24 protein-coding genes and 1 riboswitch are annotated in these 24,664 nt (G+C 38.9%); of the genes, 21 read left to right on the top strand and 3 right to left on the bottom strand.

Going from position 1 to position 24,664, the window contains the following annotated elements:
- Nucleotides 1-206 precede the first annotated feature (206 nt).
- The 4 genes from fabZ to ACHUFV_RS17480 all read left to right on the top strand — a co-directional run bounded on the left by fabZ (nucleotide 207) and on the right by ACHUFV_RS17480 (nucleotide 4,354).
- Nucleotides 207-632: a 3-hydroxyacyl-ACP dehydratase FabZ gene (gene fabZ, locus ACHUFV_RS17495; protein ID WP_394236576.1), complete on the top strand. Its 426-nt coding sequence runs from the start codon at nucleotides 207-209 to the stop codon at nucleotides 630-632.
- 152 nt (nucleotides 633-784) lie between these two features.
- A riboswitch (SAM riboswitch) is annotated at nucleotides 785-900 on the top strand.
- A gap of 90 nt (nucleotides 901-990) precedes the next feature.
- Nucleotides 991-1,344: a peptide-methionine (S)-S-oxide reductase gene (locus tag ACHUFV_RS17490; RefSeq protein WP_394236366.1), complete on the top strand. Its 354-nt coding sequence runs from the start codon at nucleotides 991-993 to the stop codon at nucleotides 1,342-1,344.
- Between the two features lie 200 nt (nucleotides 1,345-1,544).
- A complete protein-coding gene (locus ACHUFV_RS17485) occupies nucleotides 1,545-3,185 on the top strand; it encodes a spore germination protein (protein ID WP_394236364.1) in 1,641 nt (546 codons plus the stop codon).
- On the top strand, nucleotides 3,182-4,354 hold the full coding sequence (locus tag ACHUFV_RS17480) for a Ger(x)C family spore germination protein (protein ID WP_394236362.1): 1,173 nt from the start codon (nucleotides 3,182-3,184) through the stop codon (nucleotides 4,352-4,354). The genes ACHUFV_RS17485 and ACHUFV_RS17480 overlap by 4 nt, the downstream gene beginning before the upstream one ends.
- 115 nt (nucleotides 4,355-4,469) lie before the next feature.
- Here the strand turns inward: ACHUFV_RS17480 and ACHUFV_RS17475 are convergent, their stop codons facing one another.
- From ACHUFV_RS17475 to ACHUFV_RS17465, 3 genes are all read right to left on the bottom strand, one after another.
- Entirely contained in the window at nucleotides 4,470-5,591 is a 1,122-nt protein-coding gene (locus ACHUFV_RS17475) for a GerAB/ArcD/ProY family transporter (RefSeq protein WP_394236360.1), read from the bottom strand.
- A gap of 226 nt (nucleotides 5,592-5,817) precedes the next feature.
- On the bottom strand, nucleotides 5,818-5,919 hold the full coding sequence (locus ACHUFV_RS17470; RefSeq protein ID WP_394236358.1) for a YjcZ family sporulation protein: 102 nt from the start codon (nucleotides 5,917-5,919) through the stop codon (nucleotides 5,818-5,820).
- Between the two features lie 259 nt (nucleotides 5,920-6,178).
- Nucleotides 6,179-6,523, bottom strand: coding sequence for a hypothetical protein (locus ACHUFV_RS17465; RefSeq protein ID WP_394236356.1), 345 nt, complete (start codon nucleotides 6,521-6,523; stop codon nucleotides 6,179-6,181).
- 315 nt (nucleotides 6,524-6,838) lie between these two features.
- On the opposite strand from ACHUFV_RS17465, the gene ACHUFV_RS17460 reads away from it, so the two are divergent.
- From ACHUFV_RS17460 to ACHUFV_RS17380, 17 genes are all read left to right on the top strand, one after another.
- The gene (locus tag ACHUFV_RS17460; RefSeq protein ID WP_394236354.1) at nucleotides 6,839-7,282 is read left to right on the top strand and encodes a flavodoxin domain-containing protein; all 444 of its coding nucleotides are present in this window, start codon (nucleotides 6,839-6,841) and stop codon (nucleotides 7,280-7,282) included.
- 131 nt (nucleotides 7,283-7,413) lie between these two features.
- Nucleotides 7,414-8,031 (top strand): HAD family hydrolase, encoded by a 618-nt coding sequence (locus ACHUFV_RS17455; RefSeq protein ID WP_394236353.1) that lies wholly within the window; start codon nucleotides 7,414-7,416, stop codon nucleotides 8,029-8,031.
- 858 nt (nucleotides 8,032-8,889) lie between these two features.
- Complete coding sequence (locus ACHUFV_RS17450; RefSeq protein ID WP_394236352.1) at nucleotides 8,890-11,160, top strand: helicase C-terminal domain-containing protein; 2,271 nt, start codon at nucleotides 8,890-8,892, stop codon at nucleotides 11,158-11,160.
- Between the two features lie 75 nt (nucleotides 11,161-11,235).
- Nucleotides 11,236-11,676, top strand: a complete 441-nt coding sequence (locus ACHUFV_RS17445; RefSeq protein ID WP_394236350.1) for a BsuPI-related putative proteinase inhibitor — start codon at nucleotides 11,236-11,238, stop codon at nucleotides 11,674-11,676.
- Nucleotides 11,677-12,028: 352 nt separating this feature from the next.
- Nucleotides 12,029-13,048 (top strand): Bug family tripartite tricarboxylate transporter substrate binding protein, encoded by a 1,020-nt coding sequence (locus ACHUFV_RS17440; protein WP_394236574.1) that lies wholly within the window; start codon nucleotides 12,029-12,031, stop codon nucleotides 13,046-13,048.
- A 57-nt stretch (nucleotides 13,049-13,105) separates the two neighbouring features.
- Nucleotides 13,106-13,558 (top strand): tripartite tricarboxylate transporter TctB family protein, encoded by a 453-nt coding sequence (locus ACHUFV_RS17435; protein ID WP_394236348.1) that lies wholly within the window; start codon nucleotides 13,106-13,108, stop codon nucleotides 13,556-13,558.
- A gap of 28 nt (nucleotides 13,559-13,586) precedes the next feature.
- A complete protein-coding gene (locus ACHUFV_RS17430) occupies nucleotides 13,587-15,113 on the top strand; it encodes a tripartite tricarboxylate transporter permease (protein ID WP_394236347.1) in 1,527 nt (508 codons plus the stop codon).
- Nucleotides 15,114-15,185: 72 nt separating this feature from the next.
- Nucleotides 15,186-16,814, top strand: coding sequence for an ATP-binding protein (locus tag ACHUFV_RS17425; RefSeq protein WP_394236345.1), 1,629 nt, complete (start codon nucleotides 15,186-15,188; stop codon nucleotides 16,812-16,814).
- Nucleotides 16,777-17,484, top strand: coding sequence for a response regulator (locus tag ACHUFV_RS17420; protein WP_394236343.1), 708 nt, complete (start codon nucleotides 16,777-16,779; stop codon nucleotides 17,482-17,484). The genes ACHUFV_RS17425 and ACHUFV_RS17420 overlap by 38 nt, the downstream gene beginning before the upstream one ends.
- 233 nt (nucleotides 17,485-17,717) lie before the next feature.
- Nucleotides 17,718-18,338 carry a TetR/AcrR family transcriptional regulator gene (locus ACHUFV_RS17415; protein ID WP_394236341.1) on the top strand — a complete coding sequence of 207 codons (621 nt, stop codon included), beginning with the start codon at nucleotides 17,718-17,720 and terminating at the stop codon, nucleotides 18,336-18,338.
- Between the two features lie 140 nt (nucleotides 18,339-18,478).
- A complete protein-coding gene (locus tag ACHUFV_RS17410; protein ID WP_394236339.1) occupies nucleotides 18,479-18,826 on the top strand; it encodes a DUF4260 domain-containing protein in 348 nt (115 codons plus the stop codon).
- Between the two features lie 45 nt (nucleotides 18,827-18,871).
- Nucleotides 18,872-19,630: a CPBP family glutamic-type intramembrane protease gene (locus ACHUFV_RS17405; protein ID WP_394236337.1), complete on the top strand. Its 759-nt coding sequence runs from the start codon at nucleotides 18,872-18,874 to the stop codon at nucleotides 19,628-19,630.
- Nucleotides 19,631-19,988: 358 nt separating this feature from the next.
- Nucleotides 19,989-20,876, top strand: a complete 888-nt coding sequence (locus ACHUFV_RS17400; protein ID WP_394236336.1) for a cation diffusion facilitator family transporter — start codon at nucleotides 19,989-19,991, stop codon at nucleotides 20,874-20,876.
- A 103-nt stretch (nucleotides 20,877-20,979) separates the two neighbouring features.
- Nucleotides 20,980-22,254, top strand: a complete 1,275-nt coding sequence (locus ACHUFV_RS17395; protein ID WP_394236335.1) for an MFS transporter — start codon at nucleotides 20,980-20,982, stop codon at nucleotides 22,252-22,254.
- A 197-nt stretch (nucleotides 22,255-22,451) separates the two neighbouring features.
- The gene (locus ACHUFV_RS17390) at nucleotides 22,452-23,468 is read left to right on the top strand and encodes a pirin family protein (RefSeq protein WP_394236334.1); all 1,017 of its coding nucleotides are present in this window, start codon (nucleotides 22,452-22,454) and stop codon (nucleotides 23,466-23,468) included.
- Nucleotides 23,469-23,577: 109 nt separating this feature from the next.
- Nucleotides 23,578-23,766 (top strand): hypothetical protein, encoded by a 189-nt coding sequence (locus tag ACHUFV_RS17385; RefSeq protein WP_394236333.1) that lies wholly within the window; start codon nucleotides 23,578-23,580, stop codon nucleotides 23,764-23,766.
- Nucleotides 23,767-23,863: 97 nt separating this feature from the next.
- Complete coding sequence (locus tag ACHUFV_RS17380; protein ID WP_394236332.1) at nucleotides 23,864-24,589, top strand: HAD family hydrolase; 726 nt, start codon at nucleotides 23,864-23,866, stop codon at nucleotides 24,587-24,589.
- The last annotated feature ends 75 nt before the right edge of the window (nucleotides 24,590-24,664 follow it).

Genomic DNA, 24,664 nt, shown 5'->3' with positions numbered 1-24,664 from the left:
CTCTAATTGTTTGGAGGTTTTTCTGTGATTAATTTTAAGAGAAATTCAGTTTATTTTTCCTAAAAGGAATCTTGAGTTGAAAATTGATATTAATAGAGGTTTAGCAGTAAAAAATAGGAATTAGTACCAACTATTAGTACTAAGTGTTAAAATATAGATAAACATCGATAGTATTGATCAGAAACTAAACCATGGGGGCTGTTAAGGTGTTAGATATTCAACAAATTAAGGAAGTTGTTAAGCATCGTTATCCATTTCTATTAGTTGACAGGATTCTAGAATTAGAAGAAGGAAAAAGAGCAGTGGGTATTAAAAATGTAACAGCAAATGAGAAATTTTTTAATGGTCATTTCCCTGACTATCCCGTTATGCCTGGCGTATTAATTATTGAGTCATTAGCCCAAGTAAGTGCGGTGATCATGTTAACGAAGGATGGAAATCAAGGACGGTTAGGACTTTTAGCAGGAATAGATCAGTGCAGATTCAAACGGCAGGTAAAACCGGGCGACCAGCTCCGTCTAGAGGTAGAAATTACACGTTTAAAGGGTCGTATTGGAAAAGGCAATGGAATTGCAACAGTGGATGGAGAGTTAGTTTGTGAAACAGAATTACTATTTGCATTTGGTGATTAAGAAACTAATGAAGGGTTTTTAGAAACGTATTTTCCAGCCATAACATGAAGCAGGGACAAGTTAATTCAATTTATTTTGAAAATATTGCTTGAACTTTCGTTTACTGAGTGATATTATCAATAACAATAAATAAAAAATTTAATAGCGATAACTTCTTATCCAGAGTGGTAGAGGGACAGGCCCTATGAAACCCGGCAACCATCAGGTCAACATTTTGACTTGAACGGTGCTAATTCCTGCAAAGGTGTTAACCTTTGAAAGATGAGAGGAATGTATGCAATTCATACGAACCTCTCTTTTGTACAAAGAGAGGTTTTTTGATTGGAGAGAAGCTATCGCTCATAAGGAGCGAATGGAAATGGAAAGAGCAGTATTTGGAGCAAGTGAGTTTTTTAGTCAAAAGGCATTTTTAACAAGTTTTCGTGGAATTGAAAAGGTTCGAATTGAACATGAAGTTGAGACAAATCTAGATATAGTAGAAATCTGGTTTAATCCTTGGAAGGTTTCTTATAATGAGTTACTGGAATTATTTTTTGACCTCCATGACCCAACAGCTAGAGATAATCAAAAGTATAAAAATGAATCCTTGATTTTCTTCTCTGATAAAAATCAATTAACATTAGCGAAACAAAAGAAAAACGAACTAAAGCAGCTTTTTAAAGATAAAATCATTACTAAAATTACTCCAGTCATTGAACAAATTAATGCTTAGAAGATTGTTATCCAGTAAATGATATCAAACAAAGATTAGATGTGAATTTTTAAATAATTAATGCAGAGGGACGGTTCTATTGCTTCCAAGATTTTGGAAGCAATAGAACCGTCCCTCTGTTTTTATATAATTAGGAATTTATTTCTATTTTGGATAAATACTAACAGTGAAACTGTTAGTTGGAAAGAGGAAGCAGGGGTATGAAAAGAATTCGGTATCGTACAAAATTGGATTTGTTTAAAAATGATGTTCGTAAAGACGAAGCGAAGGGTGTTCAGAAACATCAACAAAAGAACCAATCCATTTCAAATACAGGTGAATTGGATAAGCAATTGGATAAGAATATCGAATATATTAAGAGCCTGTATGGCAAAAGTGAGGATGTTAAATATCGGGAAATAGAAGTGGTTACCTCGAAAAAACATCGTGTTTTTCTTTGTTTTATTGATGGATTGGTGAATGAAACCTATATCAATGTACATATTATTAAATCTTTAATGGAACCCGATCATACTGTAAGCTCTCCCCTATTAGTAGAAGAGGAATCCAGTGATTTTTTAAAAATAATAGAAAGCAGGATCGTAAGTTCATTAAATGTGAAAGAGGTAAGGAACTGGAAAACTGCGACAGATAGTATTTTGCTAGGAGAAACTCTTCTGTTGATAGATGGGTTCGAGACTGGACTGCTTGTCAGTACCCAGGGATTTGCCTCTAGAAATGTAGGAGAGCCTGATACCGAATCGAGTGTACGAGGACCTCGGGAAGGCTTTAATGAAGTGTTAAAGGTAAACACATCGCTCATTCGAAGAAAGATAAATAATCCCAATTTGGTTTTTGAAGGCATGAAGCTAGGCAAGCAAACGAAGACAAGCATACGAATTGGCTATATTGAAGGTATTGCCAATCCAAAAGTCGTAGATGAGGTAAAAAAACGATTAAAAAACATTGATACAGATAGCATTTTAGAATCGGGCTACATTGAACAATTTATTGAGGATCATCCTTATTCCATTTTTCCTACGGTGGCAAATAGTGAAAAGCCAGACAAAGTGGCTGCGAAATTACTTGAGGGAAGAGTGGCCATCCTTTGTGATGGAACTCCATTCGTATTAACCGTGCCACACCTGTTTGTAGAGAATCTTCAGGTTGGCGAGGATTATTACTCAAGGCCTTATTTATCTTCGTTTATAAGGCTGTTACGACTGCTTTCCTTATTTCTAACAGTAGCTTCTCCTAGTATCTATATTGCACTAACCACCTATCACCATGAAATGGTTCCAGCGCTCCTTTTGACAACAATGGCTGCTGCGCAAGAGAAGGTTCCATTTCCTACTTTTATAGAAGCGATCATGATGGCGATTGTTTTTGAAATCCTTCGTGAAGCCGGGGTTCGAATGCCAAGGCCGGTAGGAGCTGCGATTAGTATCGTCGGGGCATTAGTCATTGGGGAGGCAGCTGTACAAGCGGGATTTGTTAGTGCACCGATGGTCATAGTGATTGCCATTACCGGAATTTGCGGGTTTGTTGTTTCCTCATTAAGCGATGCCATTATCTTATCACGGTTTCTCCTCATCTTTTTAGCAGGAGCATTAGGCTTATATGGGATATTGATGGGGTTTCTAATGCTACTAGGGCATTTATGCTCATTGCGTTCCTTTGGTTCCCCGTTTTTATCCCCGCAAGCACCGATTAACTGGAATGGATGGCGAGATTCCATCATTCGAATGCCATTGTGGTTTCAAAAAACAAGACCTCATTCGGTGGTGTGGAAGGAATCAGTGAGGCAAGGAAACCAAAATAAACCTACAAGGCCTGATACTGAAGGAGAGGAAAAGAGTTGAGAAGGTATAGTTTCGTTATTCTTTCCATTTTCTTATTATCGGGGTGCTGGGATAGAAAGGAATTAAAAGAAATTGGTATGGTGGGAGCGATTGCCATTGATAAGGATCCTGAAACAAAAGAGTTTATCCTGACTTCACAAATATTAATTCCAGCTGCCGAAAGCTCACAAAATCCTAGTCCCGGTAAACCTTTTTTATTGGAAACGGCAACAGGAAAAACCATATTTGAAGCACTCAGAAGAACAAATCAAATGATTGATCGAAGAAGTTTCTTTGCACATAATAAAATCATTATCATAAGTGAAGAGTTAGCTAAAGAAGGATTAATTTCAATATTAGATTCTTTTTATCGAGGGAAGGAAATTAGAGGCTATGTATGGATTTGTATTGCCAAAGAGACAAATGCCAGGAACATATTAGAAGCAGAGAATATAGGCGTGTCGCGTATCCCAGCTAACTTTTTAAATAATATGCTTGAACAAACAGATTCTCACTTAAACTCTGTATCCACCAACTTGTTAACCTTTTATAAGGATGCACTAGAAGCAGGAACAGATCCTGTAGCAGGTGTCCTTGTTATGGAGAAAAAAGAGAAGGGCAAGTATTCTCAGGATAAAAACGTAACGCTATCAGGCGCTGCTGTGTTTAAAAAAGATAAATTAATGGGTTTATTAAACGAAAGTGAAACGAGAGGCTATCGATGGATAACGGGGGATATTAAAGCAGGAGCCTTTTCTCTCCCATCTGATATACAAGAGGGGAAATATGTCAGTGTTGACGTAATAAAAATGAACGCGAAGATTGTTCCTGAAGTAAAAGGGGAACAAATCTCCTTTGCAATTCATGTTAGTGAAAAAGGAAAAGTAACGGAACAACAGGCAACCGTCCAATTTAGTGACGCCAAACAACAAATCAATTTTCTAAATTCACTTCAAGCGGAAAATAAAAAAGTTATTGAGGACGAAATGAATCAAGTCATTAAAAAAGCCCAAGCATTACAAACCGACATTTTTGGGCTTGGAAACGCATTAAATAAAAGGTATCCGGAGACCTGGAATAAGGTAAAAGACGAATGGCCTGATAAATTTGCTGATGTTCCCATTTCCTTACATGTAAAAGTGAATATTACAAGTTCAGGATTAATGAAAGGACCGTTTAAACCTGAGTAAAAACGGTCCCTATCGTTTAAAGAGTAACGCAATGGAATGGAAGATAATCATGAGTATCAAAATCAAGATAGACAAACTTCCTCCTATAAATAAGGGGCTAAAAAGGAGGTCTGCACTAATGATTTTCTGAAGGACTGACATTAGAATTCCCCTTTTTCGCTATTACTTCCCTTTTCTTTTTAATATATAGCAGCATAAGAAGAAGAATTGGGATTACTGCATATATTAACACCGCATACAATTCGATATCTCCCTTCCAACGTTTATAATCCAGACCAGGAAAACGGTACATGGTGAGTAATGGAAAAAGCAGTCCTGAGATAATCAGGATTTTATTAGGACTTTTTGCGCCTAATAGCCATGTAACGACTAGAACAAACCCATAGAAACGAAGGGACATTTTATAAAAACCACCGATAAACATGAGTAAAACAGCGAGAATATCTAGATTTGTAATAATATCGGCAATATTCACCGTTAAAATGGTTTCCAGCAATGGAATTTCCGCATTTCCAGCCAAATCCACCCCCAATACAGAAATAACGGCAACCAATGTGAGAATAATGGCGAGGGTTGATAGAATTAACGCAGCAAATGCTGTCTTTTTAATCCCTTCTTGCTTGTCTACATAGTGCCAATATAAAAGAAAGACAACCATTTCACCAAAAGGAAAGGCGATTACTGCATATAGCTCTGACAGAATAGGAGAGATTCCATTTCCTAGTACTGGCAGCATTTCATTGATATGAAAATTGCCAGAAATCAGGGTAATGATATAAATAACAAGAAGAAAAATTAAAAAAACGGGAAATAGTATCTCAGCCGTCCGAGCTAACACCTCAAATCCTAAATAGAGAATATAGATCGCAGCAATGATAAATAAGTACAAAATAATTAAGAGCGGTGTTGTGGGCAGTGCGGTCATTTTAATCAGCTGTCCAAATTCGTAAAAATTATGGCTGGCACCGCTTAATAATTGTATTCCAAATAACAAAAGCAGCAGGGCGGCGAACTTTTTTCCGACAATTTGAGTTAATATTTCAGCAAAGTTTTGCTTTGGGAAATATTTTGGGAATTGCGCATAAACCCACAAAAGAAATAATCCTACTATCGACGATATGGACACCACAATCCAAGCATCCTGTTTTGCATCAATTCCTAAGACAAAAAGCGTTGTACTGCCAATTTCAAATAACATGATTAGCGAAAATAATTGAATTTTAGAGATTTTAATCATACCGATGTGATCCACCTTCGAGGTAAAAACAAAAATGCAAGAATATATTCTTTATCAAGCAGACAATGTATTTCTACTTTTAATTCCCACTAGCATTTTAGCCATATCAGTAAGTTTATAATCTACATGAAGAAGGTGGTTGATCTATCGACAAAAACAAGAACAAGGAAAAGTAAAAAAGTTGACTCGCCCGCCAAGGACAAGTCAACTCTTTTTACATTCCTTATTAATAGCGATAATAAGATGATCCAACAATGATTAATAAGATAAATAGTACAACGATTAATGCAAAGCTTCCGCCATATGATCCGCCATGTCCTCCAGACATCCTTATCCCTCCTTCTAGTAAGAAGTGATCTTACATTAATAGAATATGTTGGTGGATGAAGGTTCGCATGGACATGTATCCTTTGTTATGATCTTTTTTAAAAAAAGAAATATGTTAAGTAAGGATAATTGGATCATATGGTTATTTGGTTCCCTAAAAGTAGGAAGAAGGAACAGATTCAAAGGTCTGGACCAAATGGCAGGGACGAGGGTGTCCCTTTACATTTCTACAATTCCTTGATATCTGTCATGGTTGTTGACTATCGTAGTGCATTTATCATTGCATCGTAGGATGTTAACACTTCTTCATACGTGTTTTCCATATGCTTCAGATCAACCTCTTTATCATAATTTGTTGAAACGCCTGTAAAATTTTCACTATATAACTCTAATTTTAGTTGAAATGTTTGGACCTCAGGCAGCTGTTTAAGAGTAGCATCAATATACGTATACACATCAAAGGAATGTTGGTTCGCACAAAATCTTTCATATAAATCAGAACGAACCTTGCCTTTTTTCTTAGCACTCCGGTTCAAATCCTTCATGCTTTCTAACACGTTCTGCCCCTGCTGCAACATCATCTCGATAGTATTTGTTGAATCCATTCCTATTACGACCTTTCTCTGATTTTTTACCATGTTAAGCAATTAAAATAGTAGGATATCTCTTTATCTCTCATTATAACATAGTAGGAAAACAATCTTTCCCTATCTTTATTTTCGAGCTGTTTAAGGAACGAACTATTTTTTTTATCTACTAAATTGATTAGAATCAATTTAATTCATACAAAAGCAGTCTATTATTTGTTTGTACTATTAACAAAGTGTATCTAGTTATAAATAGTGTAGCAATCTTTTTTGATAGGGACAGAGAGTGGATCCTGTCCTTCCTTTTAAGGAAAAACACATGGGGGCGAGAAGATGAATACGATTGTCGTATATGCAAGTATGACGGGAACGACCGAGCTGATGGCTCGAACGATAGCAGATGAGTTAACAAAAGCGGGTGATCAGGTGGTTGTGAAGGATGCACTGGAAGCCTATGCTGATGAATTATCCTCATATGAACGAATTTTAGTTGGGAGCTATACATGGGGGGATGGAGAGCTGTCAGATGAAATCATGGGTTTTTACGATGAATTAGAAACAATCGATTTGGCTGGTAAAAGCGCCGCAGCATTTGGCTCCGGATGCTCATCCTATGAACAGTTTGCCAGTGCAGTTGATATTTTAGAGGAGGCATTGAAACGGAAGGGATGTAGCATCATCACAGCGGGATTAAAAGCGGATACTTGGTCTGACGATGAAGAGAAAATCGAAGCCAATTGTGTTGATTTTGTTAAAAGAATCATCACTTTGTCTTAAGAAGTAAGCGCTACTTAAGACACTTAAATATCAGAATGCAAGTGATGAAATGGACTGGACTTTTTTGCGAGGTTCATTCAAAGTAAGAAGTGAATGGGTACCACGGAAAAAGTTTAAGGAGATTTCAAAAAATGGACAGCATAATTTTTGATTTGGACGGGACATTATGGGATTCAACTGACACGGTTCTGCTCGCGTGGAATACTTTGATGAAGGATTACGAGAGCATCACAAGGACCATAACAAAGAAGGATTTGCAAAGCGTCATGGGACTTCAAGTTCCCGAAATCGGTAAAAAATTGTTTCCTGAATTAAATGAGACTGACCGGAACCGGTTTTTAGAAGAAAGCTGCCAAGTAGAAAATACATATCTAGGAGAACAGGGCGGGATCCTGTTTGATAGAGTCGAGGATGTATTAAAGAGCCTTTCACAAAAATTTAAGCTTTTTATTGTAAGCAATTGTCAGGATGGATATATTGAGGCATTTTATCAGTTTCATCAATTAGAAAAGTACTTCACAGATTACGAGAACCCTGGGAGAACGGGTCTGTCAAAAGGTGAAAATATTAAATTAATTATGGAACGAAATCACTTAACAAAGCCCGTCTATGTAGGTGACACGGAAGGGGACCGCAAGGCAGCTCAATTTGCCGGAATTCCCTTTGTGTATGCCAAATATGGATTTGGTCAGGTAAGTGAATATGACTATAAAATTGATTCCATTGATGATCTTTTGAAAATCTTTTAAATTTTAACTTTCTGAAGGACAAAACCAGTGATAAGCGGTGACGGGATGTCCTTGATAAGGGCTCTGAAGGACAAAATCTAAGGGAACCAGTTATGAAATGTCCTTGATGAGGGTTCTGAAGGACAAAATCCAAGGGAATCAGTTATGAAATGTCCTTGATAAGGGCTCTGAAGGACAAAATTCAGGGGAACCAGAAACGAAATGTCCTTGATAAGGGTTTTGAAGGACAAAATTCAGGGGAACCAGAAACGAAATGTCCTTGATAAGGGCTCTGAAGGACAAAATCCAGGGGAATCAGTTATGAAATGTCCTTGATAAGGGCTCTGAAGGACAAAATTCAGGGGAACCAGAAACGAAATGTCCTTGATAAGGGTTTTGAAGGACAAAATTCAGGGGAACCAGAAACGAAATGTCCTTGATAAGGGCTCTGAAGGACAAAATCCAGGGGAATCAGTTATGAAATGTCCTTGATAAGGGCTCTGAAGGACAAAATTCAGGGGAACCAGTTATGAAATGTCCTTGATAAGGGCTCTGAAGGACAAAATCTAAGGGAACCAGTTATGAAATGTCCTTGATAAGGGCTCTGAAGGACAAAATTCAGGGAAAGCAGAAACGAAATGTCCTTGATAGGAGTTCTGAAGGACAAAATCCAAGGGAACCAATTATGAAATGTCCTTAATAAGTAAAGGACAAAGATTCTATTAATTAATCGAGGGTCTGATTCTAGTGAGAGCAGGGTGAAGTTCTATTTGCTATAGAGCCGCAACCTGCTTTCTTAAATTATCCAACATCAGCTGATATCTGTTATACTTTCTATATCAAACATATATTCTTATTTTTCGGTAAGCTGGTGATGTCATGTTAAAGGAAGTTCATATATCAGTACGGACACTTGTGGAATATGTGTACCAAAGCGGAAGCATCGATTCACGTTTCCGATCCCAATCCACGATGGTAGAGGGGACGAGAATACACCAAAAAATCCAAAAAACCTATCAAGATACAGATCAGAAGGAAGTGTATTTACGGACAGAAATTCCATTTGAGCAGCTCCTGTTTGTTATTGATGGCAGATGTGACGGCCTATTATTTCATGATGGTGAGGTCATCATAGACGAAATTAAGTCGTTTTCACAGCCGCTCGACCAGCTGTCGGATGAAGGGTATGAGGTACACTGGGCGCAGGCCAAAATGTATGCCTATATGTACGCCAGAGATCATGAGCTAGAGGAAATGACGGTGCAGCTTACCTATGTCCATGTGGAATCAGACGTAAAAAAATATTTTAAAAGGAACTTCAGTTTTTCAGAATTAGAGCGTTTTGCGGCAAAAATGGTGGAAGGATACGCACCCTTTGCTACGCTTATGCAAAAGCACCGCCACAATCGAAACGAAAGCCTGAAAGACCTAGCCTTTCCATTTGAAACTTACCGCACGGGTCAGCGAAAACTTGCAGGCGCCGTGTATAAGACCATTCTGGAGGAAAAAAGTCTATTTGCGATGGCTCCGACTGGAATTGGCAAGACGATTTCCACGCTTTTTCCATCGGTAAAGGCAATGGGAGAGGGTCTACTGAATCGTCTATTTTATCTTACAGCTAAAACGATAACACGGACAACGGCAGAGGAGGCATTCACAAGGATGCGTTCCGGCGGGCTTTGCTTGAAGAGTCTGACCATTACGGCAAAGGACAAGGTATGCTTTAAGGATGAAACGATTTGCCAAAAGGATTTTTGCGAGTATGCAAATGGTTATTATGACCGAATCAATGGAGCTATTCTTGATATACTCGAGCATGAAGACGGGATCACTCGTGAAGTCCTTGAAGCCTATGCGCACAAGCATAAGGTCTGTCCGTTTGAATTCTCCATTGATCTCGCCTATGTGGTGGATGCGGTGATCTGCGATTACAATTATATTTTTGATCCTCGGGTCTCGTTAAAGCGACTGATTGAGGATCAAAAGAAGTCTACGGGTGTACTAATCGATGAAGCGCACAATCTGGTTGACCGCGGCCGGGAAATGTTTTCCGCTTCCATACAGAAAAGGACCTTTCTTCAGCTAAAAAAAGACTATAAAGGAACAGGGATTTATGAATCTGTTTCAAATGTGAATGCCTGGTTCATCGCATTGAAAAAGGCAAAAGCAGAGCGGAAGGAGTTTATATTGGAGGAGCTGGACAGCGATTTACAGCTGCTGCTCGTGCAATTCTTAGAAACAGCCGAAGAGGTCTTGAAAAGGGAATCCTCGCCAAATCTCTTGGAGGCTTACTTTGGAGTGAAAAATTTCCTGAAAATTGTTGAGCTTCTTGATGATTCATATATCATATACTGTGAAAAAGAGAAAAATGATCTGCACCTTAAGCTCTTTTGTATGAATCCGGCGAATTCACTTCAAAAAATGGGAAAAGGATATCGAAGCAAAATCTTTTTCTCAGCAACGCTTTCGCCACTTCCCTATTACCAAGATATCCTTGGCGGGAAAGAGGAAGATTATTTCCTTACACTTCCGTCACCCTTTTCAAGCGAGCAGGTGGATGTTTTTATCAAGCCATTATCCACCCGATACAGGGACAGGGAGCGAACAAAGGATGAGATTGTTGCGAACCTAAAGGCATTGCATTCAAGCCGTCCTGGAAATTATTTAATCTTTTTCCCATCCTATCAGTACCTATTCACTGTGTATGAGCAATTCAAACAAGAGGATAATGAGACAAAAACATTGATTCAAACAACAGGAATGACAGAAGAAGAAAGAGAAGCTTTCCTAGAGGCTTTTAAGCCGAATCAAAGCGATACCTTACTAGGATTTGCGGTTCTCGGGGGAATTTTTTCGGAGGGAATTGATTTAATCGGCGACCGTTTAAACGGCGTGGTGGTTGTCGGTGTTGGACTGCCGCAGCTTTGTTTTGAACGTGACTTGATTAAGGACTATTTTAACAAGCAAGGAAAAAATGGCTATAACTATGCCTATGTATACCCAGGCATGAACAAAGTACTCCAGGCAGGCGGACGGTTGATTCGATCGGAAAAGGACCACGGAACCATCGTTCTGATCGATGACCGGTTCCTACAACAACAGTATCAGCAGCTCCTCCCATCAGACTGGAAGCATTCTGCTTCAACGTAAAGTAGGGATTTTGAATAATTATTGAATTGGAGTTAATATCAAGGTAATGATACGATCTGAAGATGAGGTGTAGCCATGAAAAAAGTATGGGTCCTCTTGATTCTGGTTTTTTTGCTTGTTGGGTGTGGGAAAGCAAACAGTAATGATACCAATAATGATGGGAGTGGGATCGTGGCTGGTGAGATAAGAGCTCTTCTAGAGGAAACAAGTCCCTTGGTTTTTCAATATGAAGTGAATAATCAAACAGAAAAGGAAGGTAAACTGGAATTTTCCAGTTCTCAGAGATTTGATTATTCAGTAGAAACAAATAAAGGAGAACAAATCTATCTATTTTCAAGTGTGACCATGTTTTTAGCGGTACTAGGAGAGGAGATCATAAGGCCGGGTGAGGCATTACGCTACGAAATTGATCTTCATGACTTGGATCTAAAACCGGGTAACTATCTTCTTACCGCCTGGCTGACACCAAAGGATGGAAAAGCCTATTCTATAACAAAGCAATTTACGGTAAAATAGCATGAAAAAAATAGACATTTTTTTATTTGAAAGGACATCCTGGGGAGCAGGATGTCCTTTGTCAAGTTTGTAAAATCGTTTTAGTAAACAATTGGTGGAATGAAAAGTGAAAAAAGGATAATGGAAGTCAGGGGATCATTTTTCTCCTGGTTTTTTTTGTAGATGAAGTATGTGTTCGTCCATCAAAAAAATAATGCTGACATTATTCTGATATCTCGTGAATTTTATGAACAAAATGGCAGCAAAGTTTTTAATGCGGTTTAAATGTAGAATCTATGAAAAATCTGAATTTTTTGTAAAATAAAGAAAACGTTTACAGAGCGTTAACAAAGGGGGAAGAGAAATGTTTTCAATGAAAAAAATTTCGGCAGTGGTATGTGCTGGTGCATTGGCATTGAGTTTAGGGGCATGCAGCAGTAAAGAAACTGCCAATACCGGCAAAAAAGAGGAAGGGACAGGCTACCCAACCAAAGCAATTACCGTTGTTGCACCATCAGGCGCAGGTGGCGGTTGGGATTTAACAGCACGATCGTTTTCAAAGGTACTCGCTGAAACGGACCTTGTCAGTCAGCCTTTAACGGTTGAAAATAAACCGGGTGGCGGAGGTGCCGTATTTATGGCAGAGTACGCCACACAGCAAGCAGCAAATAACGATATGCTTTTCGTCAACTCACCGCCGATTATTATTAACAATCTGAAAAAAGAAGGAAACAGCCCGTACGGCTACAAAAATACAACACCATTAGCACAACTGACAAAGGATTTTGGTGCGATTGTGGTAAAGGCAGATTCACCATTTAAAGATTTAAAATCTGTTTTAGAAGAAGTGAAGAAAGATCCGAGCAAGCTTACCTTTGCGGGTGGTTCAGCACCAGGATCTATGGACCATTTGATTTCGATTCTTCCGGCTTATAAATACGGCGTCGATCCAACCAAGATAAAATATGTTTCCTACGATGGCGGTGGAGAAGCCATCACTGCATTACTTGGCGGAAATGCGGATGTCATTGGTACAGATGCCTCCAGTGTAAAAGAATTTTTAAAAGCCGGTAAGGTACGTGTATTGGCCATTACAGCTGAAGAGCGTTTAACCGGTGATTTTAAGGATGTTCCAACTGCAATAGAACAAGGGATTGATGCAGAATTTACCATCTGGCGCGGAGTATTTGGACCTGAAAAAATGTCTGAGGAAGCAAAAAACTATTGGGATAAAACCATTAATCAGCTAGTTCAATCACCAGAATGGAAAAAGGAAGTCGAAACACAAGGTTGGGAACTAGAATACAAAAACAGCGAAGAATTCAAAAAGTTTTTAGGCGAGCAAGAAAAACAAGTCCAACAATTATTAACTGCATTGGGCATGCAGAAGTAATAAAGGAAGGAAGGAGTTACTTTCTCCTTCCCTTTATTTTTCTAAGGGGGAAAGTGAATGGACATTAAATTTGATCGTTTTGCATCGGTATTGTTTTTAGCAATGGGTGTGCTGTTCATGATCGGCAGCCGGCATATTGCAAGTTCTTCTTACGGAAGTGTCGTTGGTCCGGATATCTTTCCCTTTATTTTGGGAATCATTTTGGTATTGTTAAGCGTTCGTTTATTTTGGGAGACGTTTTTAACCCGAGGATCAAATGCGAAGAAGGAAAAATTGGAGTATAAACCATTTTTAATCATCTTTGCGACGACATTCATTTATATTTTGACATTAGAAACAATCGGATACGTTATTACCACATTTTTGTTTCTTTTTGTTTGCTATCAGACAATGGAACGCGCTAATCTACTGAAATCAATCATCATTTCCGCCCTATTTTCAGCGGGGGTTTTTTACTTATATGTTGAAGTGTTAAAAGGTACACTTCCAGGCTGGCCAATTTGGTTTTAAATAAGTCTGATAGAAAGAAGGAAGAAATATGACTACACTAGACTATTTATTAAATGGTTTTGGGACTGCACTTATTTGGTATAATATCATCTTTGCATTTGTCGGGGTCTTAATTGGTACTGCTGTCGGGGTTCTTCCGGGGATTGGACCAATGAGCGGTGTTGCCCTGCTTATTCCCGTGACGGCATCGATAACAGGGAGTCTACCTCCGGAGCAAGCCGCCACCAGTGCGATTATCTTGCTGGCCGGCGTCTATTATGGAGCGATGTACGGCGGTTCAACTACCTCCATTCTATTAAATACACCGGGGGAGTCCTCATCCGTTGTGACGACATTAGACGGCTATCAGATGGCCAAAAAAGGCAGAGCAGGAAGCGCACTATCCATTGCAGCAATTGGCTCGTTTGTAGCCGGTATTATTACAATACTTGCCTTAATCGTATTAGCCAAGCCCTTATCAAATGTGGCCCTTAAATTTGGTCCTGCAGAATATTTCTCCCTTATGCTGTTAGGCCTAGGTGCTGTTAGTGGTTTAGCAGGAAAATCAGTAACCAAAGCATTGATTATGACCGTTTGCGGTTTATTGCTAGGAACGATCGGGATTGATAGTGTTTCCGGTATCGCCAGATTTACCTTTAATGTTCCTTGGCTTTTTCAAGGATTGGAGTTTCTGACAATTGCCGTTGGTTTATTTGCCCTTGGAGAAGTTTTCAAAACCATTTTGGAAAAAGAAGAAGAAGATACTGACGTGGCGAGAATTAATAATTTACTGCCATCAAAGGAAGAGTTTAAAGAATCGGCAGGACCAATTGCCCGTGGCTCCATTCTCGGCTTCTTTGTCGGGATTTTGCCTGGTGCCGGGGCTACTCTTGCATCCTTCTTTTCGTATATTCTTGAAAAAAAGATCTCGAAAAATCCGTCAAAATTTGGAACGGGAACTATTGCCGGGGTAGCCGCGCCGGAATCAGCAAACAATGCAGCTTCCGGCGGTGCCATGATTCCGCTATTAACATTAGGGATACCGGGTTCTGGGACAACGGCAATCCTTATGGGAGCCTTGATGATGTATAATGTGCAGCCGGGGCCATTATTATTTGAGGATCATCCCCAGGTGGCATGGGGACTAATTGCCAGTATGTTTATCGGCAACATCATGCTGTTAGTTCTCAACCTGCCGCTCGTTAAAGTTTTTGCGAAAATTATTCAAACACCAAAGCAATTCCTTATTCCTACGATTATTGCTATTTCTATTTTTGGCGTGTACGCGGTTCAGGTTTCGATGTACGATCTTTTGCTTTTACTTGCATGTGGTGTGATTGGATACTTTTTAAGCAAAAACGATTATCCGATTGCTCCTCTTGTACTAGGACTTGTTTTAGGGCCGATGGTCGAGAATAATCTACGCCGAGCCCTTACGATTTCCAATGGCGATTATAGTGTATTTGTTACTCGTCCGATTTCACTGGTATTTCTTCTTATCACCCTTCTATGGTTAATTGTTCCATTGTTATTGAAGAAAAAAGGAAAACAAGTCATTATCAATGTTGAAGGCTGAAAATTTTTAATTTTTAAAATACCCCTTTTTATAAGGGGTATTTTTTACTATTATAGTAGTAGAGGTGACTACATGCGTATACATACAAAATTAATGCTCGGGATTTTTATCCTCATCATTTTGATTGGAGCTTTTTTTGAATTAACCTTTAAAAATATTATTGAATCAAACCTTAAACATGAAATAGGTACGAAGGCCTTATCTGTTGCCCAGACGATTACAAATATGCCCACCATTCAAGATGCTTTCCTAGAGGAGGATCCTGCGTCGATCATTCAGCCAATCGCAGAAAGAATTCGTAAACAGGTGGGAGCAGAGTTTATTGTAGTTGGTAATAGAAGTGAAATTCGTTATTCCCATCCTAATCCTGAGCGCTTAGGTCAGCAAATGGTTGGCGGCGATAATGGAAGGGTTTTCAAAGGTGAAGCAGTTATCTCTGAGTCTACTGGTACACTTGGTCCTTCTCTAAGAGGGAAAGCGCCAATCTTTACTAACGATGGAAAGGTTATTGGTGTTGTCTCTGTTGGTTATCTACAGACAGATATTGAAAAAGAAGTTTCAAGAGTTAGGCGAAAAATCTTTATCATTACTTTCATTGTGTTAGTAGGTGGATTGCTTTCTGCACTATTAATCTCTTTGAATATTAAAAGGGCGATGTTCGGGCTTGAACCCAAGGAGATTGCCTGGATGTACCAAGAAAAACATGCCATTCTTGAGTCAATCCATGAAGGAATTATTGCAATTGATACTGCCGGACGTATGACGGTGGTCAATGATACAGCCCATAAAATTCTTCAAGTTCCAAATGAGATTCTGCTTCGTGGGAAAAGAATTGATGACTTCATTGAAAATACGCAACTTCTTGAGGTAGTTAGAACCGGACAAGCCGAGTATGACCGTGAATGGATGATTTTAGGTGATCTGTATCTGGCGAATCGAATTCCTATTTTTAATAATAAAAAAGAAGTAATTGGGGCAGTAGTGAGTTTCCGAAATAAATCAGAGCTAGCCGACCTACTCCAGGAATTGTCGCATATCAAAGCCTATGCGGAAGGACTGCGTGCGCAAACGCATGAATATTCCAATCGTCTTTATACACTCTTGGGATTGATTCAGTTAGGATCCTATAAGGATGCAATCGATTTTATATCAAAGGAAGTCGATTTTACTCAGGGGTTCATTGAATTTTTAATGAAAGAGATACCTGACCCGATCATTGCGGGATTTATTTTAGGTAAGGTTAGCTTGGCAAGTGAGTTGAAAATTAATTTTACCATTGATAGAGAGAGTAGCTTCAGGGATATCCCTCCAGGAATTAGCAGAGATTCGCTCGTTACGATTATTGGAAATATTATCAATAATGCCTTCGAGGCTGTTAGGGAAAATGAAAAAGAAGAAAAAATCGTAACTTTATTTTTAACTGACCTTGGAAAAGAATTAATTATTGAGATAGAGGATAATGGAAAGGGAATCAAACCTGCTGTAAGCGAAGAGATTTTTAAGGCAGGTTTTTCAACGAAGAACCATAATACAAATGCGGGAATTGGTTTGAACCTTGTAAAAAAATCACTAAGCGACTTAAATGGGTCGATTACATTTTCATCTAATCCGGGTGAAGGGACGATATTTACGGTAGCCATACCGAAATCAGGGAGGATGCTGCATGAAGGTGAATCAAGATATCGAAGTGTTAATCATTGAGGATGATTTAAGAATTGCGGAAATACAAAAACGGTATATTGAACAAATTGAAGGTTTTCAGACGGTTGGAATTGCCGCAAGTTATCGGGAGGCTAAGACTTATATCGAATTATTGCAACCAGATCTTCTCTTGTTGGATGTGTATTTTCCAGATATGAATGGTTTGGAATTATTGAAGGAAGCAAAACAGCAGGCAAAGCAAATGGATGTCATCATGATTACAGCGGCAAAGGAGATTCAAAGTGTTCAAGAAGCGATTAGTATTGGGGTATTTGATTATATTATTAAGCCCGTCGTTTTTGAACGGTTCAAGCAATCACTCCAAAGATATCAAGAGTTCCATATTAGATTAGTAGAATTCAGTAAAGAAAATATTTATGTTACACAGCAGCAGGTGGACAAACTTTTACGAAAAGAAGTTGATAGTGGCGGGACGAATAAATCTTACCTCCCGAAAGGAATCGACCCGTTAACACTTGATAAAGTGATGGATGTCCTAAAGGATGCAGTACCGGAATTAACTGCTGAAATGGTGGCCAAAGAAATTGGTATCAGCAGGACCACAGCAAGACGATATCTGGAGCACCTTGTTTCCGAGGAAAAGATAGATGCAGACCTATCATATGGAACAGTGGGCCGCCCGGAGCGGGTTTACATTGTGAGAACCTAAAATGAAACTATTTTTGAAATAAAAATAAAAGGATACAAAATCGGAAACATCCTAGTTATGTTTCCGATTTAATTACAGGCAGATAGTTCAAAAACAAAAAGTGGAAAAAAATCTTGTTTAACTAACGAACGTTAGTTAAAATGAAGCATATAATAAAACATAAGCTTAATTGAACTAAAAGAGAATATTAGACAAAACTCAACTAAATCAAAAACACACAAGGAGGATTAGGGATGGATCGTTTATCTGCCGAAGGAACGAAAAAGAAGATTCTTGAAGCGTCGATTGAATTATTCTCAAGAAAGGGATACTCCGCCGTGTCGGTACGGGAACTAACCAAGGCCGTTGGGATAAAGGAAAGCTCCCTGTATAATCACTTCCGTTCAAAGGAAGAGATTCTTGAATCCATTTACCAATTATTTAAAGCGGAACACGAACTTGCGCTTCCAAGTATTGACGTCCTGCCTGTAATTGCCAAAAGCACTACAATTGAAAATTTCCTGCTAGATGGGATGGAGAGCTTCAAAAGGTCTGTAGCGGATGAGCTGCATGAAAAAATGTGGCGTATATTAAATATTGAACAGTTTAGGGATCAACGAGCAAGGGATATTATTTTAAATCAAGTGTACAAAGGAACGATTGATTTTCTAGAACACGCGTTTCTAGCTTTTATGGAAGAAAATAAGGTGACACATGGGAATGCCAGATTCCTTGCCATTCAGTATCAATATCCCATTTTTGCGATGATGACGGAATATTTACTATTAAAATATGATGAAAAGGATACCTCTGAGGTCGATACTAAAATGCAGGAGCATCTTCAGTTCTTTCTTCATAACCTTCACATATATTAAATGATGAAGGTTTAGATGTTTTGTTTTTTTAGTGAAAGAGGGATAGGTTATTAATGTCATTCTAACTAACGAACGTTAGTTAATGAGTGGCTAAACTAGTTAAGGATGTAGTCAATTTTACTAATGAAAGGAAATGAGAGATGAATAAAACATTAATTAAACTGGAGGGCTTCATTGTATTGGCATCTGCTTTATATTTTTATTTTTCACAGGGCTACCACTGGGGCATGTTTCTCTTGTTGCTGCTAGTTCCAGATGTGTTCATGATCGGTTATGCTGTGAACAACAAAATAGGTGCCTATCTGTATAACTTTGCCCATACCTATACGACTCCATTGCTGATTTTATTAGCAGGAAATTTCATGTCCGTAAACAGCTTGATAATGATTAGCATGATTTGGATTGCCCATATTGGTATGGATCGCATGCTGGGGTATGGATTGAAATATCCATCTGGTTTTAAAAATACACATATACAAAAAATGTAAAATGCTCTTTAGGAATTCACAAATCATATAAATGGGGGAATAGGAATGCTACACGAAGTTTCGGTTAACACACCTTTTAGTTCAAAAAGGTTGGTCCACAAAGTCTATTTTTCATTGGTACTGAGAACCGTTTTATTTTTAATTGCCGGCTTGCTATTTGTAGGTGTTTTAACTTTAAAGGGGAGTGACACCCCCTTTCAAGAAGCGGAAAAATGGTGGCCGTTTCAGGTAATCCTGGCTAATCTAGTTACTTACTTCATTATGAAAGCACTTTTAAAAAAAGAAGGACGCTCCTACAAAAGCTTGTTTCTGGCACCTGTTGATAAGAATCGAAAAACAGTCAGGGAATATGTGGTGCTTTTTCTAGCTGCAGTAGTTGGAGGGGCTGTTCCATTATATTTGTTTTCATACCTGCTGTTAGGTGCCATCCCACCTCCAGATACGCACTTTCAGGCACTTCCAGTTGTTTTAGCTGCGATTGCGCTTATTCTTTTTCCATTGTCAAATGCTATGGTGGAAACGCCAACTTATATTGGGTATGCATTGCCAAGATTACAGCAGGCTACAGGAAGAATTTATATACCTATCCTGATTGCAGGCTTTTTCCTGGCGCTGCAACACATCTTTCTCCCAATCGTGCTAGATGCTGATTATATGCTGTGGCGTCTGGTTTCGTTTATCCCCTTGGCTGTTATTTTAGGGGTATTTTTTACAAAAACAAAGAGGTTAATGCCGATCGTGGTTATTCATTTTCTCATCGATCTTCAGCTTGTTTCGCAGATGTTTGTCAATTCTATTAAATAAGTCAGGGAAGTTTAATTACGATATAGGTTAATTTGACTCTACTAGAATGGCAAGATTGGTAGTAGATTTGCTGGCTGACAATCTAACGTACTCTTTAATTTACCGCAAGTAACAAAGCATTATGAATTTGTTGACTTTGGTTATAGTAAGATGTATTTTAAAATTGAAGTTAATTAATTGCAGCCATGGATCGGTATCCTTTATAGGTAGGACTAATCTGAATGGCAAACCATAAGTATTACATGTTTGGCTTAGCTATTAAAAAGACAGTGGACACAATACTCCAGGGGACATCATATTACCTATTGTCCTATGGAGTTTTTTTTTATAAATCAAAGTGAAGACTGGGGAAATGATTATGGAACAGACAAATTATAAACAGGTACAGACTGTATTGTTTGTGATTCTAATAGCCAACTTGGTTGTAGCTGTCATGAAAATGATAGTCGGTTCAATCATTAATAGTGCAAGTATGACAGCTGACGGTTTTCATTCTCTATCTGACGGATCGTCCAATATCATTGGGCTTGTTGGCATTAAGCTTGCTGCCAAACCAGTGGATGAGGATCATCCGTACGGTCACAAAAAATTTGAAACACTGGCGAGTTTATTTATTTGCGTGATGTTGTTTGCTGTGGCTGGAAAGGTTATTATCGATGCCATAGATAAAATGAGGAATCCCGTTCTATCAGAGATAACTTTTTCAAGTCTTCTTGTGATGATTCTCACATTGTTGATTAACTTACTTGTCACTACCATTGAATATAAAAGAGGAAAAAAACTGCAAAGTCAAATTCTTATTTCCGATTCCATGCATACGAGAAGCGACATCTATGTTTCTGTCGGTGTTCTAGGGACACTTTTGGGGGTTAAATTGGGATTGCCACCAATCCTTGATCCGATTGTATCATTGGTTGTATCCGGATTCATTATTCATGCAGGATATGAAATTTTTAAAGAAAGCAGAAATATTTTAGTAGACCGTTCGGTAGTCGATGTAGAAAAAGTGACCAATTTGATAATGGAATTTAACCAAGTGAAGGGTGTTCATAAGATCAGGAGCAGGGGCACTCAGAATCATGTTCATATTGATCTGCATCTATTAGTTGACCCTACTATGACGGTGGCGGAATCCCACGATTTGGAGCATCAAATTGAAAATGCAGTCAGGGAATCGATTTATCCTAATGCTGAGGTTATCGCTCATATTGAACCTTATAGAATGAAAGATTATGATCTTATGTAAATAGACACCTAGTATACTGAAAAAACGGTAAGTTTTAGTATTTTAAAATAATCAGATAAGGGAGTATAATGGGGGATGAATTTAACTTAGGAGAAAAAATACATTGGAAAAACAAAATAGTTCGTACAGATGGGTTGTATTTACTTCAGTATTACTCGCTTATTTTCTGATTGTGAGTCAAAGAACTGCGCCGGGAATAATTACCGATCAGATTATGAAGGATTTTCAAATTTCGGCGACGTTTGTTGGGTTAATCACAAGCATACAATTTGTTGCTTATTCTGGTTTGCAAATTCCTGTTGGTCTTTTGTCTGACCGTTTTGGACCTAACTATCTTCTGATTATCGGTACACTGTTAAACGGGCTGGGTACGGTTCTATACAGCGCCGCTTTGAATGAGTATGTTTTATTATTTTCCAGATTATTGGTCGGAGTCGGCGATGCAACGATTTGGGTCAATTTAGTACTGATCCTAAGTCGTTGGTTTAAGGCAGGGGAATTCACTAGATTACTAGGATTAGCGGGAGTGGCTGGAAGTCTAGGCTCGCTTTTATCAACCGTTCCATTTTCCTATATGATTGCCATAACAGGCTGGAGACCTATCTTTTTAACAACAGGTATTATACTATGCCTCATTTCAATCCTTCTTTATTTTGTTCTAGAAAAAAGAGCAAAACAAGTAATGAAACAGACTGTATCTCCGGAAAAACGTCCAATTCAGCTTCATGAAAAGACCTGGACAATCCTCAAACGAATGCTGTCAAGCCGGCAGGCATGGGCTACATTCTTCTGTCACTTTGGTGTTGTTGGTACGTATGTCGGATTTATCGGCTCTTGGGGTGTCCCATATGGAATGCACGTGCTTGAAATCAGCCGGGCAGATGCCAGTCAGCTGATGATGTATGGTTTGATTGGTGCCATTGCAGGTTCTTTTTTAATTAGCTGGTTTACGAGTCGACGGACATCGATCAAGCAGCCGTATTTGTTGATCCAATTTATGATTTTTAGCAGCTGGCTCGTTTTATTTATTGTTGAGAAGCCCCCTTTTATTCTGGTCGTTCTATTATTATTTTTGATCGGGTTTGGACATGGAGGTGGCCCATTAACGTTTGCCATTGTTCGAAAGTCCTTTTCTCTGAAGGAAGTGGGTGTGATAACGGGATTTGCCAACACAGGAGGATTTATCAGTGCTGTTTTGCTGCCATTTCTTTTTGGTAAAATGCTGGACCACTTTCATCTCGCTCCAATCGAAGTGGGCTATCACTACGGATTATTAGTTCCTGTTCTGTTTGCGTTCATCGGACTACTTGGTTGTATGATGATCAAAGAACAACAAAAAGATCAGCACGAAGTAAAAAAGGCAACGGAGATCATATAATCGTGCCAGGGGGACGGGTTCATTGGTTCTGAATCATCATGATTTGGACCAGGGACCCTCATGACCCAGCAGCTGACCCTTAATAATTGACATTCCGGAAGATACCTTTTATCATTTATCTTGAAATCAAGATATTTTTTTATGAGTATAGGTGTAATTTGTCGGAGAAAATAAATGTGAAAATGAGGAGTGAAGGAATGGAAAAGAAGAAAATAGTACAAGTACAGCAGTTGGGTTTTCAATGGCAGGCTGAGAGTCCGTTCCTTGTCACCATGCATCATAGGGATGCCTATCCACCGGGAAACGAGGAGCAAGGACCGAATGTTTCACTTGCAGGAAGAAATCTAGGCGAAGATTTTACGTTAAAAGACGGTTTCAGGATGTATCATGGAGAAAAGGTACCAGGTTTTCCCTATCATCCACATAGAGGATTTGAAACTGTTACCGTCGTTTTAGAAGGGTATGTGGATCACTTTGATTCCACGGGTGCTTCAGGCCGCTACGGTAATGGTGATGTTCAATGGATGACAGCAGGGAAAGGCTGTCTGCACACAGAGATGTTCCCGCTTGTCCATCAGAATCAGGACAATCCGCTTGAGCTGTTTCAAATTTGGTTAAATCTCCCGGCAAAAAATAAATTTGCTGAACCGGAATATAAGATGCTTTGGGCAGAGGACATTCCAGAGGTTGAGTCTGTTTCAGAAAATGGAAAAAAAGCAACGGTCAGGCTGATTGCAGGGAGTATGTTTGGGAAGGAAAGTCCACAGCCAAGTAACGCTTCCTGGGCAAAGGAAAAGAATAATCATGTAGGGATTTATCTCATTAAAATGGAGCCAGAAGCAACCATTACGCTGCCAGCGGTTTCTGAAACCTTGAATCGGAATCTCTATTATTATGAAGGAAACGAAATCAAAATCGAAGAAACAACAATTCCAAGTATGAATCGCGTGAAGCTTATTGGTGATGAGGAAATCACCATCACCAATGGTACGAAAGAGAGTTATCTGTTAGTACTTCAAGGGGAACCGATTCAAGAACCGATTGCACAATATGGTCCATTTGTTATGAACACGCAAGAGGAAATTCGAGAAGCGTTTAGGGACTATCAAAGAACACAATTTGGCGGCTGGCCATGGGGTCGTCCGGATCCTGTGAACGAACGAAACGCCGGAAGATTTGCCCGCTATTCTGATGGGACCATTGAAAAAAGATAAAAAAATGCCAGGTACCATCCATTTTTCGGGTGGTGCCTGGCACTTTTTTTATTATGGTATAATTCTTCCTATAATGAATAGAGCAAATTTCACTACTAGAGGTTAGTAAATGAAGGTATATACACTTAAAAAGCGGTTTTATGGATACAAAAAAGGAACAGAATTTTTTTTGGTTGCCGAATCGGAATTCATTGGTGTGAAGGAGTTTGTTTTGCGAACAAAGGACTTAGCGGATAGGATATCCATCAATGAAACGGAACTTCTTCAGCATTTTAGATTTAAAAAAGAAGTCTTTTAACTCATAGAATCCCCAACATGATGGATGAATAGACATCATAAAATCCATTTTCTTTGGAAAAATAACTAGAACGAAACCATCAGATAAAGGGGTAACTATGGAAAAACAAAACATCTTATTTAATCTCGATGATACGCTGGCCTATTGTAACAGATATTTCAATCAGGTTATCGGCAATTATACGGACATCATGACAGGCTGGTTTCCTTCCTTAACAAAAAAGGAAATCAGGCAGAAGCAGCTGGAGCTGGATATTGAAGCAATCAGCGTTCACGGCTTAGATTCGGAACGCTTTCCTGAGTCCTTTGTTCGTGCGTATCGCTATTTTTGCGATCAGACGGGTAAAGAAAAGAAGCAGGATGAAATGGATTATGTAAAGGAATTAGGCTTCAAGGTATTTGAAATTCCTGTCGAACCGATTCCTTATATGAATGAAACCCTCCAGGAATTAAAGGATGCCGGACATGAATTGTATTTACATACAGGCGGGGATGAAGCGAATCAGCGCCGGAAAATCTCCCAATTGGAGCTGACGATCTTCTTTGAAAATCGTGTCTTCATTACTGAACACAAGGATACAACCGCTTTATCAGACATCTTAAAAACGATTCATGCAGATCCTGATGTTACGTGGATGGTTGGAAATTCGATCAGAACGGATATTGTACCCGCGTTGGAGCTGAATATTAATGCGATTCACATTCCAGCTGAAATAGAATGGAAATATAACGAGGTCGACATCAACGTGGAGCCGAAAAGTGCATTCTATCAAATCGATTCCTTACAGGAAGTACCGGATATCATTAATCAGCATATTCAGTAAAAAAAGGATACGAGCATACAGTTTTCAACTACTCTATCACAAAAAAACTGTCCCAATCGGGTGTCAGGCACTTTG

It is taken from the genome of Niallia oryzisoli, from assembly GCF_043641075.1.
GTDB classification, from domain to species: Bacteria; Bacillota; Bacilli; order Bacillales; family Cytobacillaceae; genus Bacillus_BD; species Bacillus_BD oryzisoli_A.
Note: the sequence above shows the minus strand (reverse complement) of the source record. Positions and strands in the feature narration are given on the sequence as shown.